The sequence below is a fragment of the Streptomyces mayonensis genome (assembly GCF_018982965.1).
In the GTDB taxonomy this organism is placed as follows: domain Bacteria; phylum Actinomycetota; class Actinomycetes; order Streptomycetales; family Streptomycetaceae; genus Streptomyces; species Streptomyces mayonensis.
The window spans coordinates 46,072-63,428 of record NZ_JACBYP010000024.1; the positions used below are offsets into that span (position 1 = coordinate 46,072).

Annotated in this window: 14 protein-coding genes, 1 pseudogene and 1 riboswitch; of the genes and pseudogenes, 5 read left to right on the forward strand and 10 right to left on the reverse strand. The window is 72.2% G+C overall.

Translation table 11 applies throughout. The features are described from left to right. Window positions 1-318: 318 nt before the first annotated feature. Window positions 319-478, forward strand: a riboswitch (cyclic di-AMP (ydaO/yuaA leader). A 4-nt stretch (window positions 479-482) separates the two neighbouring features. From HZS56_RS12205 to HZS56_RS39260, 4 genes and pseudogenes are all read left to right on the forward strand, one after another. Further along, a complete protein-coding gene (locus HZS56_RS12205) occupies window positions 483-1,430 on the forward strand; it encodes a M23 family metallopeptidase (protein WP_216720700.1) in 948 nt (315 codons plus the stop codon). Window positions 1,431-1,633: 203 nt separating this feature from the next. Then, on the forward strand, window positions 1,634-2,419 hold the full coding sequence (locus tag HZS56_RS12210; RefSeq protein ID WP_216720726.1) for an SGNH/GDSL hydrolase family protein: 786 nt from the start codon (window positions 1,634-1,636) through the stop codon (window positions 2,417-2,419). Between the two features lie 153 nt (window positions 2,420-2,572). Continuing rightward, on the forward strand, window positions 2,573-3,766 hold the full coding sequence (locus tag HZS56_RS12215; protein WP_216720701.1) for an MBL fold metallo-hydrolase: 1,194 nt from the start codon (window positions 2,573-2,575) through the stop codon (window positions 3,764-3,766). A gap of 360 nt (window positions 3,767-4,126) precedes the next feature. Then, window positions 4,127-4,267 (forward strand): annotated as a pseudogene (locus tag HZS56_RS39260) (YopA family protein); the annotation flags it as partial. Between the two features lie 39 nt (window positions 4,268-4,306). Here the strand turns inward: HZS56_RS39260 and HZS56_RS12220 are convergent. Genes HZS56_RS12220 through HZS56_RS12255 form a run of 8 tightly spaced genes read right to left on the reverse strand, consistent with a single transcriptional unit; the run spans window position 4,307 to window position 13,490 of the window. Further along, window positions 4,307-5,839 carry an amidohydrolase gene (locus HZS56_RS12220; protein ID WP_216720702.1) on the reverse strand — a complete coding sequence of 511 codons (1,533 nt, stop codon included), beginning with the start codon at window positions 5,837-5,839 and terminating at the stop codon, window positions 4,307-4,309. Next, on the reverse strand, window positions 5,836-6,471 hold the full coding sequence (locus HZS56_RS12225) for an FMN-binding negative transcriptional regulator (RefSeq protein ID WP_216720703.1): 636 nt from the start codon (window positions 6,469-6,471) through the stop codon (window positions 5,836-5,838). The genes HZS56_RS12220 and HZS56_RS12225 overlap by 4 nt, the downstream gene beginning before the upstream one ends. Window positions 6,472-6,522: 51 nt before the next feature. Beyond that, window positions 6,523-7,572: an ABC transporter ATP-binding protein gene (locus tag HZS56_RS12230; protein ID WP_216720704.1), complete on the reverse strand. Its 1,050-nt coding sequence runs from the start codon at window positions 7,570-7,572 to the stop codon at window positions 6,523-6,525. Further along, on the reverse strand, window positions 7,562-8,587 hold the full coding sequence (locus tag HZS56_RS12235; RefSeq protein ID WP_216720705.1) for an ABC transporter ATP-binding protein: 1,026 nt from the start codon (window positions 8,585-8,587) through the stop codon (window positions 7,562-7,564). Before HZS56_RS12235 ends, HZS56_RS12230 begins: the two co-directional genes overlap by 11 nt. 4 nt (window positions 8,588-8,591) lie before the next feature. Then, window positions 8,592-9,500: an ABC transporter permease gene (locus HZS56_RS12240; protein ID WP_216720706.1), complete on the reverse strand. Its 909-nt coding sequence runs from the start codon at window positions 9,498-9,500 to the stop codon at window positions 8,592-8,594. Continuing rightward, a complete protein-coding gene (locus tag HZS56_RS12245) occupies window positions 9,493-10,416 on the reverse strand; it encodes an ABC transporter permease (protein ID WP_216720707.1) in 924 nt (307 codons plus the stop codon). The genes HZS56_RS12240 and HZS56_RS12245 overlap by 8 nt, the downstream gene beginning before the upstream one ends. After that, entirely contained in the window at window positions 10,413-11,873 is a 1,461-nt protein-coding gene (locus HZS56_RS12250; RefSeq protein ID WP_216720708.1) for a M14 family zinc carboxypeptidase, read from the reverse strand. Before HZS56_RS12250 ends, HZS56_RS12245 begins: the two co-directional genes overlap by 4 nt. A gap of 57 nt (window positions 11,874-11,930) precedes the next feature. Beyond that, entirely contained in the window at window positions 11,931-13,490 is a 1,560-nt protein-coding gene (locus HZS56_RS12255; protein WP_253914114.1) for a peptide ABC transporter substrate-binding protein, read from the reverse strand. Window positions 13,491-13,694: 204 nt separating this feature from the next. Here HZS56_RS12255 and HZS56_RS12260 point away from each other — a divergent pair, with 204 nt between their 5' ends. Then, window positions 13,695-14,648 carry a transposase gene (locus HZS56_RS12260; protein WP_216720709.1) on the forward strand — a complete coding sequence of 318 codons (954 nt, stop codon included), beginning with the start codon at window positions 13,695-13,697 and terminating at the stop codon, window positions 14,646-14,648. 487 nt (window positions 14,649-15,135) lie between these two features. On the opposite strand, the gene HZS56_RS12265 is transcribed toward HZS56_RS12260, so the two are convergent. After that, a complete protein-coding gene (locus HZS56_RS12265; protein WP_216720710.1) occupies window positions 15,136-16,926 on the reverse strand; it encodes a caspase, EACC1-associated type in 1,791 nt (596 codons plus the stop codon). 2 nt (window positions 16,927-16,928) lie between these two features. After that, window positions 16,929-17,309: an effector-associated constant component EACC1 gene (locus tag HZS56_RS12270; protein WP_216720711.1), complete on the reverse strand. Its 381-nt coding sequence runs from the start codon at window positions 17,307-17,309 to the stop codon at window positions 16,929-16,931. Between the last annotated feature and the right edge of the window lie 48 nt (window positions 17,310-17,357).

Here is a 17,357-nt window from a genome sequence, read left to right on the forward strand (position 1 = left end):
GAGAAAAAGCCTTCTGCCCGAATTGACGCCTTGATGGTAAGTGGGCCTGAAATGGCGGAAGGTGGGCCGGTGGGGCGTGAGCAGCGTCATAGCAGTGACGGTGCGTTGTCGGTCATGTTCACGTAATGCAACTGGTTCTCAAGGGAATTCGAGTCGACCGGCTGTATTGAAATCGACGCAGTGTCACCGGTAATTCCCGTAAAGGATCAATCGGAACACCGGTCGCGGGAACCTCTCGCTTGTCCCCGTGCGTCCCGGTCCCTTACGTTCACGACCGATCCGGACGGACGCCTAATCCTGCCGCCGACCGGACCCCGCACTCATCGACCACCCGTACACGGCAGGAGCGGGGGACCCACAGGTACGACTGCCTGTTCCGGTTCCCGGAACGGCTTGGGGTAAAGCCGCGGTTTCCGCCGCGGCCGGGCATCTCCAGCCCGCACCCGACAGCTCACCTCGCAGGCGCCGGAGAGGAATTCGCCATGCCCGCGAAGGGTAAGCACCGCCGTACCAGGGCCATGCGCCTGACCCGCACCATCGCCGTCGCCGGCACCGGCGGCGCCGCGCTCGCACTTCCACTGATGGGCGCCGCCGGCGCCCATGCCGCTCCCGCGCACTCCGTTTCCGAGCAGGCCGCGCAGTCCGTTCCGGCGTCGGCCGAGAAGGCCGCCGCCGGTGGTTCCGAAAAGAACTCGGACGCGCGGACCTACACCGTGAAGAACGGCGACTATCTTTCGAAGATCGCCGACGAGCAGGACGTCGACGGCGGCTGGAAGAAGCTCTACTCGGACAACCGTGAGGCCGTCGGTTCGGACCCGTCGCTGATCCACCCCGGTCTCGAGCTGTCCATCGGCGGACCGGCCGCCAAGCCGTCGGCCCCGTCCTCCGCGGAGGCGGAGAAGCCCGCCGAGAAGCCGGCGGAGAAGCCCGCGAAGAAGTCCGCCGAGAAGCCGGCCGAGCAGTCGTCGGCGCAGAAGTCGACGGAGGCCGAGAACACCTCCTCCTCCGACACCGGCACCTCCGGCGGCTTCACCTCGCCCGTCGCGGGCGGCACCGTGGGCACCCCGTACCACCAGTCCGGCAGCATGTGGTCCAGCGGCTACCACACCGGCACGGACTTCGTCGTCCCGACCGGCACCTCGCTCAAGGCCGTCGGCGCGGGCACCGTCGTCTCCGCCGGCTGGGGCGGCGCCTACGGCAACCAGGTCGTCATCCAGCTCGCCGACGGCCACTACGCCCAGTACGCCCACCTGTCCTCGCTGTCCGTCTCCGCCGGCCAGTCGGTGACGGCGGGCCAGCAGGTCGGCCTCTCGGGCGCCACCGGCAACGTGACCGGCCCGCACCTGCACTTCGAGATCCGCACCACGCCGGACTACGGCTCGGACGTCGACCCGCTCGCCTACCTGCGCTCGCACGGCGTCTCCGTCTGACGGACCCCGTACGCGGCCTCCGCGCCACCGAAGGCCGGACCCCGATCCCCGGGTCCGGCCTTCGGTGTATTCCGGAATTGACGAACACTTTAGGCGTGGCTTTTCTCACCGCACGTCAACCCCTTCCTACGGTCGCGTAGGTCACAATCCACGGTGAATCATGGGCCGATGTGGCAGACGATGCGAAGAGTGACAGCAGAACAGTGATCGGGTCGTACGTGGCGGTGGGGGACAGCTTCACCGAAGGCGTCGGCGACCCCGGGCCCGACGGCTCGTTCGTCGGCTGGGCCGACCGGCTCGCCGTGCTGCTCGCGGACCGGCGTCCGGAGGGCGACTTCACGTACACCAATCTCGCCGTCCGCGGCAGGCTGCTCGACCAGATCGTGTCGGAACAGGTCCCGCGGGTCGCCGGCCTCGCACCCGACCTGGTCTCGTTCGCGGCGGGCGGCAACGACATCCTGCGGCCCGGCACGGACCCCGACGAGGTGGCCGAGCGGTTCGAACTGGCGGTGGCCGCGCTGACCGGCGCGGCCGGCACCGTCCTGGTGACGACCGGGTTCGACACCCGCGGGGTGCCCGTCCTCAAGCATCTGCGCGGCAAGATCGCCACGTACAACGGGCATGTCCGCGCCGTCGCCGACCGCTACGGCTGCCCGGTGCTCGACCTGTGGTCGCTGCGCAGCGTGCAGGACCGCAGGGCCTGGGACGCCGACCGGCTGCACCTGTCCCCGGAGGGCCACACACGCGTGGCGCTGCGCGCGGGACAGGCCCTCGGTCTGCCCGTCCCGGCCGACCCGGACCAGCCCTGGCCGCCCCTGCCGCCCCGCGGCACGCTGGACGTCCGGCGCGACGACGTGCACTGGGCGCGCGAGTACCTGGTGCCGTGGATCGGACGCCGGCTGCGCGGCGAGTCGTCGGGCGACCACGTGACGGCCAAGGGAACGCTGTCGCCGGACGACATCAAGATGCGGATCGGTGCGGTGGCCTGACCCGCACGGGCGCCGGAACGCTTTTCCGGTTGCACCGGTCCCGGGGGAACCAGGAGCCGGCACCGGTCGTTCGAGGTGACGTCGGACCGGACGGCCGTGGCGTCGGGCCGGACGACCCCTGTTGAGATCTGACCTACTCCACCTGGAGGTACCGTGGCCGGTTTCCGTTCCCCGAGTGCCGGGTTCCGCGTGCCGCGTCCGGCGGCCTTCGGCGCGGACCCGAGCGGCGAGCGCATGGCGCGCATCCGCAGATCGCCGCACTTCCGTGACGGCGTCTTCCAGAACCCCGGGGGCACGGCACGGACCCGGCCCTCGGGATCGGTCGCGGAACTCGCCAAGACCTACGTCGACAAGGACACGCGGCAGCGCCGGGCCCCCCGCGGTCCCGTCCCGGTCCACGCCACCACGCTCGCCGACCTCGCCCGGCCGCCCGCCTCCGGACTCCGGCTGACCTGGATGGGACACTCCAGCGTGCTCGCCGAGATCGACGGGCAGCGGGTGCTCTTCGACCCCGTGTGGGGCGAGCGCTGCTCCCCGTTCCCCTTCGCAGGACCCAAGCGGCTGCACCCCGTGCCGCTGCCCCTCGCGGCCCTGGGCCGGGTGGACGTGGTCGTCATCTCCCACGACCACTACGACCACCTCGACCTGCCCACGATCAAGGCCCTGGCCGGCACGGACACCCTCTTCGCCGTCCCGCTCGGTGTCGGCGCCCACCTCGAACACTGGGGCGTGTCCCCCGACCGCCTGCGCGAGCTGGACTGGCACGAGGAGACGCGGGTCGGCGGCCTCACCCTGACCGCCACCCCGGCCCGGCACTTCTGCGGGCGCGGGCTGCGCAACACCCAGCACACCCTCTGGGCGTCCTGGGTCGTCGCCGGGGACGAGCACCGCGTCTACCACAGCGGAGACACCGGCTACTTCGAGGGCTTCCGCGACATCGGCGCCGCCCACGGCCCCTTCGACGCCACGATGATCCAGCTCGGGGCGTACTCGGACTTCTGGCCGGACATCCACATGACACCGGCCGAGGCGGTACGGGCTCACCTGGACCTCCAGGGAGGCGAGCCCCGGGGTGCCCTGCTCCCCATCCACTGGGGCACCTTCAACCTGGCCCCGCACGCGTGGGCGGAGCCGGGGGAGTGGACGAAGGACGCTGCCGAGGAGGTCGGGCAGGCGGTGGCGTTTCCGCGGCCGGGGGAGCCGTTCGAGCCGGCGGGGGAACTGCCGGGGGACGCGTGGTGGCGTGCGCTGTCGGGTCCGATCGCGCACCCGTGGCGGCGTCCCCGGGGCGCTGAGGGTGTGGCCGAGACGAGCAAGGGCGATCTCGACCTCGCCGGGGAGCGGTGAGGCCGGCCGGGGACAAGACGGGGGAGGGGGTGCGGATGCCGGAGTGTCTCCCTGCTGACGAACGGCGTCGTCTGCTGCGAGCCTTGGACGGAGCGCCCCGCGTGGAAGTGCGAAGCCACAGCTCAGTGCTTCAGGTCCTTGCCGTCCCTGGAAGGGCGTCTCGGGTGGTCGTCCGAACGCGCGTCGTGCTTCGATGAGCTTGCAGAAGGGAGTTGGCTGGGCGGCGCTCGGCCGCACTCCCGGCCGCTTTCGGTAGCAGCGTCCAAGGACGCGGCGCATGTCTGCCTCGTCACCTTGGCTCGATGCCGTGACTCCCGTGTCGCCGGTGTACCCCTTCAACGTGCCAGGGGAGCCGATGGCGTGCGTCAGGCCGGCGTCTATGCCATGACCCACGTGACGGGCATCCGCCGACTGAACGGGACCACGTTCACGGCCGCCGGGGTCACCCCGGTCCTCAGCGGCCTGCACGTCGGGGTGTCCTCCGCGTTCGGCCGGTGGATGGCCCGCCCTGCCCCGGCCGACGCGGCGGTGTACCGCGCGTCAGGACGTGCGGTGGGTCCAGACACCCGCCAGCATGGTCGCGTGCACCGGCATGGCCCGCAGGGTGGCGGTGTCCGCGGTCAGCGGGTCGGTGTCGGTGATCACCAGGTCCGCGTCGTCGCCGGCCCGGATCAGCCGTCGGCCCCGGGACGAGGCGGCGAGGGCGGCCGTCACCGGGATGCGCTGTTCGGGGTGGAACGGCGGGCGCTCGTCGTCGGTCCGCTCGACCGCCGAGGCGATGGTCAGCCAGGGGTCGAGCGGGGCAACGGGGGCGTCGGAGCCGAGTGCGAGGTCGGCTCCGGCGGCCAGCAGGTCCGCGAAGGCGTAGGCGCGGTGGGTACGGCCCGCCCAGTGCCGCCGCGCGACGTCCCGGTCGTCCACGGCATGGGTGGGCTGGACGCTGACGGTGACCCCCAGCTCGGCGAAGCGCGGCACGTCCTTGGCGGCCAGGAGCTGGCCGTGCTCGACGCTGCCCCGGCAGCGCACCGTTTCGAAGGCGTCCAGGGCCATCTCGTTGGCGCGGTCCCCGATCGCGTGCACGGCGGGTGTGATGCCGTGCCCGGACGCGCGGCGCAGCAGCGACACCAGCTCCCCGGGGGAGACCTCCTCCAGTCCGCGGGCGTCGGGTGCCTCGGGATCCCGGTCCGGGTACGGGTCGTGGCACAGCGCGGTGCGGGTGTTGAGGGATCCGTCGGTGAGCAGCTTGAACGGCCCGACCTCCAGCAGACCGCCCGGTACGGGCAGCAGCCGACCGGTGCGCAGGCCGCGGGCGATCGCGCCCTCCAGCTGCGGGAGCCAGATCGAGGCGGCCACCCGCAGCGGGAAGGTCCCGGTGCTCTCCTCGCTCATCCGCCGGGTCCAGTCCGTGATGTTGTCCGCGTACTCGAAGTCGACGATGCCGGTGACGCCCCGGGCGGCGGCGGCAGCGGCGGCCTCCCGGACCCACTGGTCCGTCACCCGCGCCGGTACGGCGGTGAGTTCGGCGATGGCTCGCATGCTCTCGCCCTCGAAGAGCAGGCCGGTGGGGTGACCGCCGCGCCCCACCGTCGCGAGCGCGGCCGAGTTGAGCCAGGCACAGTGGAGATCCATGCTGATCAGCAGGGTCGGCCGGTCCGGGACGAGGGCGTCAAGGAGGTCCTTGTGCGGGGTGTCGGGCCACAGCGCGTCGCGGAAGCCGTAACCGATCAGCGGCTCGTCGGCCGGCAGGCCCTCGGCCCGGCGCCCGGCGGCGTCCGCCGCGTCCCGGGCCGAGCCTGCGCCGGACAGGTCGAGGCGGCGGCGTACACCGGCCCACTGGACCATGTGGACGTGGGCGTCCCACAGCCCCGGCAGCAGGGTGCGTCCGTCGAGGTCGAGGTCCTCTCCCTCGGCCTGCGGGGCGGTGCCCGCCGGGTGGACGGCCGTGACCAGGCCGCCCTCGGTCCGGACGTCGCTCAGCGGCCCGCCCGCGCCCAGGTGCACCCGGCGCAGGGTGACGGGGGGTGCGGTCCCCCGCGCGTCGTCGGCCGGCACGGTGGTGGTGGTCGAGGTCACGGGGTCCTCCGTATGTCGCGCATGGCACGGGCGAGTTGGGGATGAGCGTAGGGCTGGTCCGACTCGAGGGCCGCGGCCAGGCGCCGTACGACGTCCTCGGACTCGTCCTGGCTGAGTTTCGCCTTGGCCGTCAGGCGCGCGGCGGGCAGCCGGAATCCGGTCACCCCCGGGGCGATGCGGTGGGCGTAGTCCTCGACCCGGGCGAGCCGCCAGGGCTCGGGGAAGTGGTCCTCGAAGTGGTCCACGGTGTCGGACAGGACGTCGTAGGTCTCGTCGGGGGCGAGGATCTCGGGCCGGCCGTGGACGTGCAGGACCGTGAAGTTCCAGGTGGGGACGTGCGGTGTCTCCTCGTACCAGACGGGCGAGAGGTAACCGTGCGGTCCTTGGAGCACCACGGCGACGTCGTGCGAACCGAGTTCGTGCTCCAGGGCGTCGGTGCGGGCCAGGTGCCCGAGCAGGGTGAGCGTGCCGTCCGGGGCGTCCGGTGCGGTGCGCTCGACGAGCACCGGCAGATGGGAGACGACCAGGCCGCCGTGCTCGGTGTTGCTGATCAGGGTGGCCCAGGGGTGGGCGTGGGCGAGGTCGCGGATCCATCCGGGGTCGTCGACCCGGAAGATCTCCTGTTGCAGCATCTGTTCCGTCCGTCAGTCGTTCTCGGCGGTTGTTCTCGTCGGCGGTTCTGGTCAGTCGTTCTCGGGAAAGTGGCAGGCGACGCGGCGCTCGCCGCCGGGCTCGGTCGGGGTCAGCACGGGCCGCTTCTCGGTGCAGACCTTCTCGCTCTTCCAGCAACGGGTGTGGAACGGGCAGCCGGCCGGCGGCCGGGCCGGGCTCGGCGGGTCGCCCTGGAGGACGATGCGCTCACTCTCGCCCCGGCGGCGCGGGTCCGGCTCGGGGACGGCGGAGAGCAGGGCGCGGGTGTAGGGGTGCGCGGGACGGCCGTACACCGTGTCGCGGTCGCCCTGCTCCACGATCCGGCCCAGGTACATGACGGCGACCTCGTCCGCGATGTTGCGGACCACGGCCAGGTCGTGGGCGATGAAGACGTACGAAAGACCGAAGGTCCGCTGCAGTTCCTTGAGCAGGTTCATCACCTGCGCCTGGACCGACACGTCGAGCGCGGACACCGGTTCGTCGCAGAGCAGGATCCTGGGACGCAGGGCGAGTGCGCGGGCGATGCCGAGCCGCTGGCGCTGGCCGCCGGAGAACTGGTGGGGGTGGCGGTGCCCGTGGTCCGGGTCGAGGCCGACCATCTCCATCAGTTCGCGGGCCCGGGCCGACCGGCTGTGTTTCGCCTCCGGGGCGCGGTGGACGTCCATCGGCTCCCGGACGATCTCCAGGGCGGTCATCCGGGGGTCCAGTGACGTGTACGGGTCCTGCATCACGAGCTGGATGTCGCGCCGGCGGCGCCGCAGCTCGGAGCGGGGCAGGCCGAGCAGGTCCCGCCCGTCCACACGTACCGTGCCGGAGGTGGGCCGGTCGAGGGCCAGCAGGAGCCGGGTGAGGGTCGACTTGCCGCAGCCGGACTCGCCGACGAGCCCCAGGGTGCTGCCGCTGCGCAGGGCCAGGTCGACCCCGTCGACGGCGCGGACGGTCGCCCGGCCGCGGCCGATGCCGAACGGGCCTCCCGAGGTGTAGTGCCTGACCAGTCCGCGCGCCTCCAGCAGCACGGGCGCAGCCGGTGCGGCGGCGGTGACGGTCGGGCTCTTGCCGGTGTCGGTGACGTCATCGGGCACTGGAGGCCTCCAGCGGGTAGTGGCACGCGACGAGCCGTGCAGGCGGGGCCGGGAGCAGCGCCGGCTGCCGCGTGGCGCAGGAGTCGCGGGCGGCGGGACAGCGCGGGCGGAAGGAGCAGCCGGGCGGCAGGGGCCCGGGGGCTGGGGGAGTACCGGGAATGGGGGTGAGATCGTCCGGCGGCCCCTCCAGGCGGGGCAGGGCGGCGAGCAGGCCCTCGGTGTAGGGGTGGGCGGGCCGGTCGTAGAGATCCTCGACCGGTGCCTGCTCGACGATGTGCCCGGCGTACATGATGGCGACCCGGTCGGCCGCGGTGGCGGCGAGGCCGAGGTCGTGGGTGATCAGCAGCAGTGCGGAGCCGGTCGACTCGCGCAGTTCGGCGAGCAACTCCATGATCTGGGCCTGCACGGTGACGTCCAGGGCCGTGGTCGGTTCGTCCGCGATCAGGACGTCGGGGGAGAGAGCGAGGGCCGAGGCGATCATGATGCGCTGGCGCATGCCGCCGGAGAACTGGTGGGGATAGTCGCGGTAGCGGCGGGCCGGATCGGGGATGCGGACCCGGGCCATCAGCTCGACGGCGCGGGCGCGGGCCTCGCGGCGGCCCACCTGCTCGTGAGCGCGGATCACCTCGGCGATCTGGAAGCCCACGGTGAGCGTGGGATTGAGGGCGGACAGCGCGTCCTGGAAGATCATCGCGATGTGCTTGCCGCGCCGTGCGCGCAACGCGTCGGGGTGGAGGGCGAGCAGGTCCGTGCCGCGGTGGCGGACGCTGCCGCCGACCTCGGCGGTGGTGGCGGGCAGCAGGCCCATCAGCGCCATCGCCGACAGGCTCTTGCCGGACCCGGACTCGCCGATGAGGGCCAGGGTCTCGCCCTCGTGCAGGGTGAAGGAGACACCGCGCACCACCCGCCGGGACCGGGGCGCGCCCGGAGTCCCGGACAGCAGGTCGACGGTCAGGTCCTCGGCCTCCAGAAGAGGCTGCGGCTCGGCGGGTGTGCCGCCGGTCGTGGTCGTCACGGGGTCACCGTCCTCTCGGGTCCAGGGCGTCGCGCACGGTGTCTCCGAAGGTGATCAGGACGAACACGGTGAAGGAGAGGAACAGCCCGGGGAAGACGAGCAGATGCGGATGGGTGCGGAAGGAGTTCTGCGCCCCGGCCAGCTGAAGTCCCCAGGAGATCGAAGGGGACTGGAGTCCGACGCCGAGGAAGGTGAGCGAGGCCTCGGCCACGATGACCCCGCCCACGGTGATGGTGGCGAGGACCAGCGCCGGGGTGAGCGCGTTGGGCAGGACGTGCCTGCGGACGATGTCCCAGGGGCCGGCGCCCAGACTGCGGGCCATCACGACGTAGTCGGCCTCACGCACCGAACGGACGGAGGCGCGGACCACCCGGGTCATGGTCGGCCAGCCGAACAGCGCCAGTACGGCGGCCACCGTCGGTATGTCGCGGGTGGGCAGGGTGTTCAGGACGACGATCGCTCCGAGCAGGAACGGGAAGCCCAGGAACACGTCGGTGAGCCGGGCGACCACGCTGTCCACGATCCGGCCCGCCATGCCGGCCAGGCAGCCGAGGACGAGCGCCACGGCGAGCGAGGCGGCGGTGGCGAGGAAGCCCACCCCGAGCGAGGCGCGCGCCCCGTGCACGACGTTGGCGTACAGGTCGCAGCCCTGCACGTCGTAGCCGAAGGGGTGCCCGGCGGACGGGCCCCGCGCGCTGTGCGTGAGATCGCAGACGGTCGGGTCGCCGTGGCCGAACCAGCCCGCGAAGAGCCCCGGCGCGGCCGCGACGAGGAGGAGCAGCAGGACACCGGCCCCGGTGAGCAGGAAGGCGGGCCTGCGGCGCAGTGTGCGCCATCCGGCGCCTGCGGAGGAGACCGGCGGGGCGGCGCCGTCCGGGGACGTGTCCGCCGGCGCGGTCAGGGTGTCAGTCATGGCGGATCCTCGGGTCCAGAAGGCTGTTGAGGAGGTCGACCAGCACGCTCGCGGCGAGGAAGATCAGGATGAGCGCCGTGGACACCCCCACCACCGTCGGCCCGGCGTGTCCACGGACGGCCTGGAAGAGCAGCTGGCCGATGCCGGGCAGGTTGAAGACCCCCTCGATGATCACGGTGCCGCCGAGGAGGTAGCCGAGGTCCACGGCGAGAAAGGTGACGGCCGGGATCAGGGAGTTGCGCAGGACGTGCACGCCGACCACCCGGCGCCGGGTGAGCCCCTTGGCGACGGCCGTACGGACGTAGTCGGCGCGCAGGTTGTCGATGACCTCGGCGCGCACCAGCCGGGACACCGAGGCCAGTCCGAAGGCCGCCACGCACAGGGCCGGCAGCACATAGCCGGCCGGCCAGCCCTCGGTGGTCCCCGCGACCGGGAACAGGCCGAACTTCACCCCGAGGACCATCTGCGCGGTGTAGGCGAGCACGAACACCGGGACCGAGGTGGCGCCGATGGTGAACGCCAGCACCGTGCGGTCCGTCCAGGTCCCCCGGCGCAGCGCCGCCAGGACGCCGAGACCGATGCCGACGACGGCCTCGATCACCCAGGCGGTCAGGGCGAGTTTGATCGTGACCGGCCAGCGGTCGGCCATCTGGTCGGCGACCGGCCGGCCGCTGAAGTCCGTGCCCAGGTCGCCCTGGAACAGTCCGGCCAGGTAGTGGCCGTACTGGACGAACAACGGGTCGTCCAGGTGGTGCTGTTCGCGCAGTGCCCGCACCACGCTCGGGGCCAGCGGCCGGTCGCCCGCGAGTGCGGCGACGGGATCGCCGGGCAGCACATAGGTCATTGCGTAGATGACCAGGCTGATGCCGAAGAAGACGAGCAGCGCCTCCAGCAGGCGGCGTACGAGGTAGGTCATCGTGGTTCCCCGGTGCGCTCCGGGCGGGCCGCGGTGGTGTCGGCCGCGCGCGCGTGGTCCGCGGCGGCGAGCAGCGCCCCGTACTGGATGCCGGCCAGCGTGGAGATCGCGATGGGCTCGCCGGTGACCCGGTCGGCCTCCCGCTCCCAGATCTCGTAGGTGGCGAGCAGTTCCCGGTGGCAGCGGCGCACCTCGGGGGTGGCGGTGCCCGCGGCCAGTTCGGCGCCAAGGGCGCGCAGCAGCATGCCGCCGACGCGGATGCGGAAACTGTGCACGCTCGCCTCGCAGTCGTGGCGTTCGGCGACGGTCGCGGCCCGGTCCGGCAGGTCGTCCACGCGGGCCGACTCCAGGGCGGCGACCTCGGTCAGCGAGGGCACGAAGTCGCGTACGGCGCGCAGGAAGGGAGTCGCGATGGTCAGGTGGGGGCTCGCCCGGTCGAGGATGCCGCCCAGGAAGGTGCCGGTCTCGTCCAGGGCGCGGGCCCGGTGCGCGACCACGTCCGCGTACCGCTGTTCGGCGGGCGAGTCGTCGTCCGCGTCCGGGTGGCTCCAGTGGGGGACCTCGGTGACGAAGTAGAAGGTGCCGTACTTCTCGGCGTACGCGGCACTGGACGAGCCCGCGATCTTGCCGGCCGCGTCGGCGCCGAGCCCTTCGAGGTAGTCGTAGGCGTCCTTCATGTCGATGCAGCCGTAGACCGCGGGGGCGTGGCGCGGGGCGTGGGCCGCCTCGGGCTCGCCGGTGGCGAGCGGCATGCCGAGGGAGGCCGGGATGTCGGCGAGGAGCGGGTACAGGTCGGGGGCGGGCCGGTTCAGGTAGTAGTAGACGCCGCCCGTCTCGCAGTTGTGCAGGGTGGTCAGGAAGCGGGGGCGGGTGGCGTCCAGGAGCCGCATCAGGGCGAGCGTCTCGGGCAGGACGCGGTCGAAGTAGGCGTCCTTGTAGGAGAACGGGAAGGTCCACTCGACCTGCTGGTCGCCGGCCGGCCGGTAGAAGTGGCGGCCGTAGGCGCGTTTGTCGGCGGGGACGGCGAACCAGCCCTCGTTGAGCCGGGCGCCGTCGGGGTCGATGCAGGGCACGATGTGCCAGGCGCCGCCGAAGTGGGCGCGCAGGTCCGAGTCCTCGCACAGGGCGGTGGCGAGGTGGAGGGTGGTGACCGCGCCGACCGGCTCGTTGGGGTGGACGCCGCCCACGACGACGTAGCCGCCGCCCTCCTCGGCGGTGGGGCGGTCCTCTGCCACCGTGAAGCAGTACAGGGGCTCACCGAGCGCGGAGGTGCCGACGCGGCGCTCGGTCACCAGCGCGGGATACCGGTCCGCCAATTCACGGAAACGGGCGACCAGTTCGTCCACGCCCGGATAGGCCTGGGCCGGCGGGACGGTCGCCGCGTGCCGTACCCAGGCGTCGGGGCCCGGTGCGAAGGGGGTGGCGGAGGCGGCGGATTCTGACGTCGCGGCTGTCATACGGGTACGGATCTCCCGAGGCGTAGGGGCGGGCGTGCGGCGGGCAGCCGGGGAGGGTCAGCCCGTGACGGAGATGCGGGCGAGTTCGACGTCGGCGGGGCCCACGGTCACTCCGGACACCCGCTCCGTGGCGGCGTAGACGTAGCTGCCGAAGAAGAGCGGGACCACGGGGAAGTCCTTCAGGATTTCCTTCTGGGCGTCGTTGTAGAGGCGCTGTGCAGCGGTCGGTTCGGTGGCGGCGTCGGCCTGCCGGAGCAGGTCGTCGACGGCCTTGTCGCCGTAGTTGCTGCACATGCAGCCGCCGCTCTCGGTGAAGACGCCCTGCAACGTGTTCTGCATGCTCGGGTACAGGGCGCCCCAGTGGGCGTGCGAGAGGCCGGTGATCTTCTTGCCGAGCACCTTCTCGCTGAACTCGGCCCAGTCGGCGGTGGGTTCGGCCCGGACCTCGTCGATGCCCAGGTTCTGGCGGATCTGGTTGGCGATCGCCTTGTACAGCTCGTCCAGGCCGAGTCCGCCCGGGTAGGTGATCGTGAGCTGCCCGGACCAGCCACCCGCCTCGGCCAGCAGCTTCCTGGCCGCCGCCGGGTCGAAGGCGCAGGCGTCGCACAGGCCGGTTTCCGCCCCGACCTCGGAGGGCGGGGTGAGGGAGGTGGCCGGGGTGTACAGGCCGCCGTAGATGGCCTTGTTCACCGCGTCCCGGTCGATGGACATCGACAGCGCCTTGCGCAGCCGCACGTCGTCGTACCGTTCGTCCTTCAGGGGCAGCGTCATGAACTCCAGCGACGGGGCCTCGTAGGTGTGCAGGCGGTCCCCGAAGTCGGCCTTCGCCTGGCCGTACTTGCTGACCGGCACGCCGATGACGTCGGTGTTGCCCGCGAGCGCGTCGGTGTAGGCGGTGTTGAGGTCGGCGTAGGACTTGAAGGTGATGGCGGGTGCCTCCGGCCTGGTGCCCCGGTAGGCGTCGTAGGCGGTGACCGTGGCGCCCTCGTCCTCCTTCCAGGCGGCGTCCATCTTGAAGGGGCCGTTGCCGACGGGCGCCTTGTCGTAGCCCTCGGGGTCCTCGAACGCGGCCTTCGGCAACGGGTAGAAGCCGGTCTGGCTCGGGGTGAGACGCAGTGGGAACTGGCTGTCGGGGCCGGAGAGGGTGACCTTGAGGGTGGTGGCGTCGACGACCTCGACTCCGGAGAGGGTCTTGGTCTTCGGCTTGCCCTCGGCAGGGTTCAGCGCCTCGTATCCCTCGATCCCGGCGAGCTGGCCGTTGCCCGCCCAGCCGTTGGGACCGTAGGCGGTGGCGTTCCAGGCGTCGGCGTAACTCCGGGCGGTGACGGGCTCGCCGTTGTGGAAGGTCCAGCCGGAGCGGAGCTTGATGGTCCAGTGGCGGGCGTCGGAGGAGGTCACCGACTCGGCCTGGACGTAGCTGGTCCTGCCCTTGTTGTCGACCTTGACCAGCGGTGCGAACAGCACCCGCACCTGGTCGTAGCCGACGGTGGTACGGCCGGGGGTGAGATGGTCGGGCTCGCCGACGGCGACCGAGAATCCGCCGGCGGCGGCGCCCCCGTCCGTGCTGCCGCTGCCGCCGGAGCAGCCGGCCAGCACGAGAACGAGGGGAAGGGACAAGCTTGCCGTGACCGTGAGCATGGATGTTCTGCGCAAGACGACTCCCTGGAGGAGAGGGCGGGCGCCGTGTGCCGGACCGGGAGACGGGCCGGATTCGGGGTTCTCAACGCGACGCGTACCGGGATACTGGGTGTCGCTGAGATGCCATGTCAATGCAAAAGTGCAAAACTTTTAGCATGAGATGAAAGTTTACTGGGAGGCAACATGGTCGGCGACGACGCCGGGGACGGCACCGTGCGCGACACCGACGGGCGTCAGGACACGGGGGGCTGGAGCCGCGAGCTCTTCGTCGAGGAGGTCGGTCTGGTCTGGGAGGGCGCGGGCAGCGGGCGCATGGACGGCCGCATCGTCGCCTACCTCCTGATCACCGACGTTCCCTACGTCTCCTCGGCCGAGCTGGCCCGGGAGCTGAAGGTGAGCGCCGGCTCGGTCTCGCTCGCGACCCGCCGGCTGGTCGAGGCGGGGTTCATCAGGCGCCACGCGGTGCCCGGCAGGCGCGGCCACTACTTCCGCGTCGACGACGACGTGTGGGGGAGCTTCCTGGCCGGCGAACGGCGGCATCTGGACCGGCAGGAGGAGCTGGCCGTCGAGGCGCTCGCGCTGCTCGGTCCCGAGGAGGAGGCGCCACGCCGCAGGCTGGGCAACATGCGCGACTACATGCGCTGGATCCGCGGCAGCCACCACGATCTGCTGACGCAGTGGAAGGCCTATCAGGCGCAGGCCGACGACGTCGTTCAGGCGCGGGAGGGGCGGGGCGTGTCCGCCGGCGAGCACGCCGGCGTCGCCGTTTCGCGGGCGGAGGCGCCCCGCGGCCGCTCCTCGGCCGCGCTCGACCCGGCGCTGGCCCGGCGCCTGGTGCCCGACGTGCTGTGGGAAGTCGCGGCGCCCCTGCTGCCCGCTGCCTCCGAGGACGAGCGCGCCGCCCTCACCGCGGTCGTCTACGTCCTCACCTCGGGCTGCGGCTGGCAGCAACTCCCGTCCCATTTCGGCGTCTCCCACTCCACCGCGCACCGGCGCTTCACCGCCTGGAGCGAGGGCGGGCTCTGGCAGCGCTGGCCTGCCGCCGCCCACGCGGCACAGGTGGACGCCGCCGACCTCTCCTGGTGCGAACTGGTCTCCGAAGCGGCCCTGGTACGCCGGACCGGCAGTCGGATGTAGGTTGGCCCTGCCTTGCTTTCCGCCCCGGCGCTCCCCGGCCCTCGCTTCCATCACGGTGACGTACAGTGCGCCACGCACTCCGGCATTCGGCGCCGCGGGACCTGGAGGGACACCGCATCGGCGTGCGCGCCTACTCGGTGAGCACCGGCGTGTGGGTGCGTGGCGTCCTGCGCGACGAGTACGGCGTGGACATCGACACGATCACCTGGATGGTCGACGACGACCACCTCGAGGGCAGGGTGCCGGCCAACGTCGAGCGGGTCACCGACGGCCGCTCGCTGGGCGAGCTGCTGCGCGCGGGGCAGCTCGATGCCGCGCTGACCGGCAACGCCGGACCGGACGGGCCGGGGCGCCCAAGGCCGGCTGGACGGCGGCGGCGGACCGGAGACCGGCGCGGCCACCGGACAGCTGGTGGAACTCCTGGAGCGGCTTGCGGGGCGCACTCGTCACCGTGGGCCCGGACCCGGCGTCACACCGGTGGTCCGGCTCACTTCGCGAGCTTGTCGACCACGTCGAGGTTCCTGTCCAGCCAGCCGCGCACCGCGTCCTTGGGGTCTTCGTCGGCGTCCTCGGCCCCGTGCACCGCGTACTCCAGGCTGCCCAGCTGGTCGCCGGTCAGACGGAAGTCCTTCAACCACTTCGCGACCTGCGGATGTTGCTGGGTGAAGCCCTTGCGGCCCATCACGTGGAAGTCCTGGTTCCCACAGTCCAGGACGTCCTCCGGGTCCTCCAGAGTGGTGAGTTCGTACTCGGTGAACTCCCAGTGCGGGAACCGCAGCAACGCCGCGGTGGGCCGTTTCCCCTCGTAGGCGGAGGTGAGGTCGCTCGGTGACTCCTGCTCGCTGAGGGCAGCGGAGTGACTGTCGAACGCGACCTCGTACTTCGACGCCAGCTCCTTCTCACAGACGGCGGACGACTCGTCGGGTTCCCGCTGGGCGGTGGAGCCGTACGGTCCGAGCCAGCCGTCCCACGGGTTCTTGTCGCCGAGGTCGGCGATGGTCTCGACACCCTCGACGTAGCCGGGGACGACGACCTGCAGCGTGCTGGCCCTGAACCAGGGGCCGAAATCCTCCAGCCCGCCGCCGTCCTGCTCCAGGTGGGCCGAGTCGCCCGGCAGACGGGCACCGGCCTGCAGGTCGACGGACCCTTCCGCCTGCTCGGCGAACAGCTCGCTCGGCTCCCGGTCCTGCTCCGGCTCCTCCAGCCGGGGCCGGTAGCCGCGCCGCTCCAGCAGCTCGCGCCACAGGTACGCCACGGCCTTGCCCTCGTCCCGGTCGACGTAGCCCAGGGTGATCACCGGACCGTCGTCGTCCTTGTCGGCCTTCGCGTACCAGGTCATACCGCCGATGAGCGTCGCGAAGGTGGTCAGTCCGGCCACCACCGGCACCCAGCCGCGCCGTTTTCGCGTCGTGCCGGGCGCTGCTCCACCGTGGTCCGGAACCGGCCGCGAAGGCGCCGCCGGAGGACCGCCGGCCTGCTTCGGCGCGGCGGTCCGGGGGGCGGGGTCAGCCGGTGTGCCACGGGGGGCCGGCGCGCGGGCCGCGCCCGGCCGAGCGGTGTTGCGGCTCAGTGCCAGCCGGCCGGCGGTGTTGCGGTCACGCTTCTGCGGCAGGGGCCGGCCCTTGGCGCGCAGCGAGGCGCGCAGGGCGGTGTAGACGCTGTCCAGGTCGAGCAGTTCCGGGCCGTCCGGCACACCGTCCTCGAGGAGACGCAGCAGCTCACCGGTGAAGGCCGTGTAGGTCTCGCCGCGCGGCGCGAGGGCGAAACTCGTCTCCGGAGAGGCGGCGAGCAGGTAGCTTCCCTCGATCTCCGCCTGGTCCGCGATCGCTCCGGTGCCGTTCATCGTGCCCAGTGCCCGGCCGCTGAAGCAGCAGTCCAGGATGACGACATGCCGCCGTGGGCGGCCGGTGAGGACCACGTCGCGCAGCGCGTCGTAGGGCACTCCGGTGTAGGACCGGCCCTGCTGGGAGTCGGGCAGGCCGAGGAAGAGATCGCCGCGGGTCTCCTCCAGGAGTCCGTGCCCGGCGAAGTACACCAGGAGGGTGTCGGTGGCCTCCTCCGCCGCCGCGCGCACGGCGTGCAGCACTTCGGTCCAGTCGCCGGGGTCGGCGACGACCGTGCAGTGCTCCTCGGCCAGCCGCCAGGAGTCGTCGCCGCGCAGGACGGCCGACAGGCCGGCGAGATTGTTGGCCACCGCAGGAAGGTCGTCGAGGTGCGTGTAGCGGCTGGTACCGATGAGGACGGCGCGGGAGCCGGTCGCGTCGGGCAGCAGCCCCACCGCTACTGTCCTTCCCCCTGGTGTCCCTCGCCTTGCGTGTCGTCGTCCGCGGCCTCCTCCAACACCCGGATGAGGCGGCTGACTTCCTCGTCGCCGCCGTTCTCCACGACCACGGTGGTCCCGCCCCGCTGGACGGTGACGCGCCGGCGCGCGGGCCTGGTCTGCCGCCAGGTGCTCAGCGCCAGCGCGAAGGAGGCGGCGCTCCAGGCGTTGTCGGTGACGAGCTGGAGCACCTCCGCGAAGGCGCCCATGCTTTCCGGGCCCGCCGGGGCGGCAGGCATCGACACCCGCGCGCCGCGGCGCACTGCGGCGTCCTGCCGCAGCCAGTCGTACAGCGAGCGAAGTTCCTGCTCCCCACCGTCCACCCGCACCTCGACCCGCACGCTGCCCCCTTCGTGCCTGGGCGTCACCGGGACGCCCGGGCGGTCGAC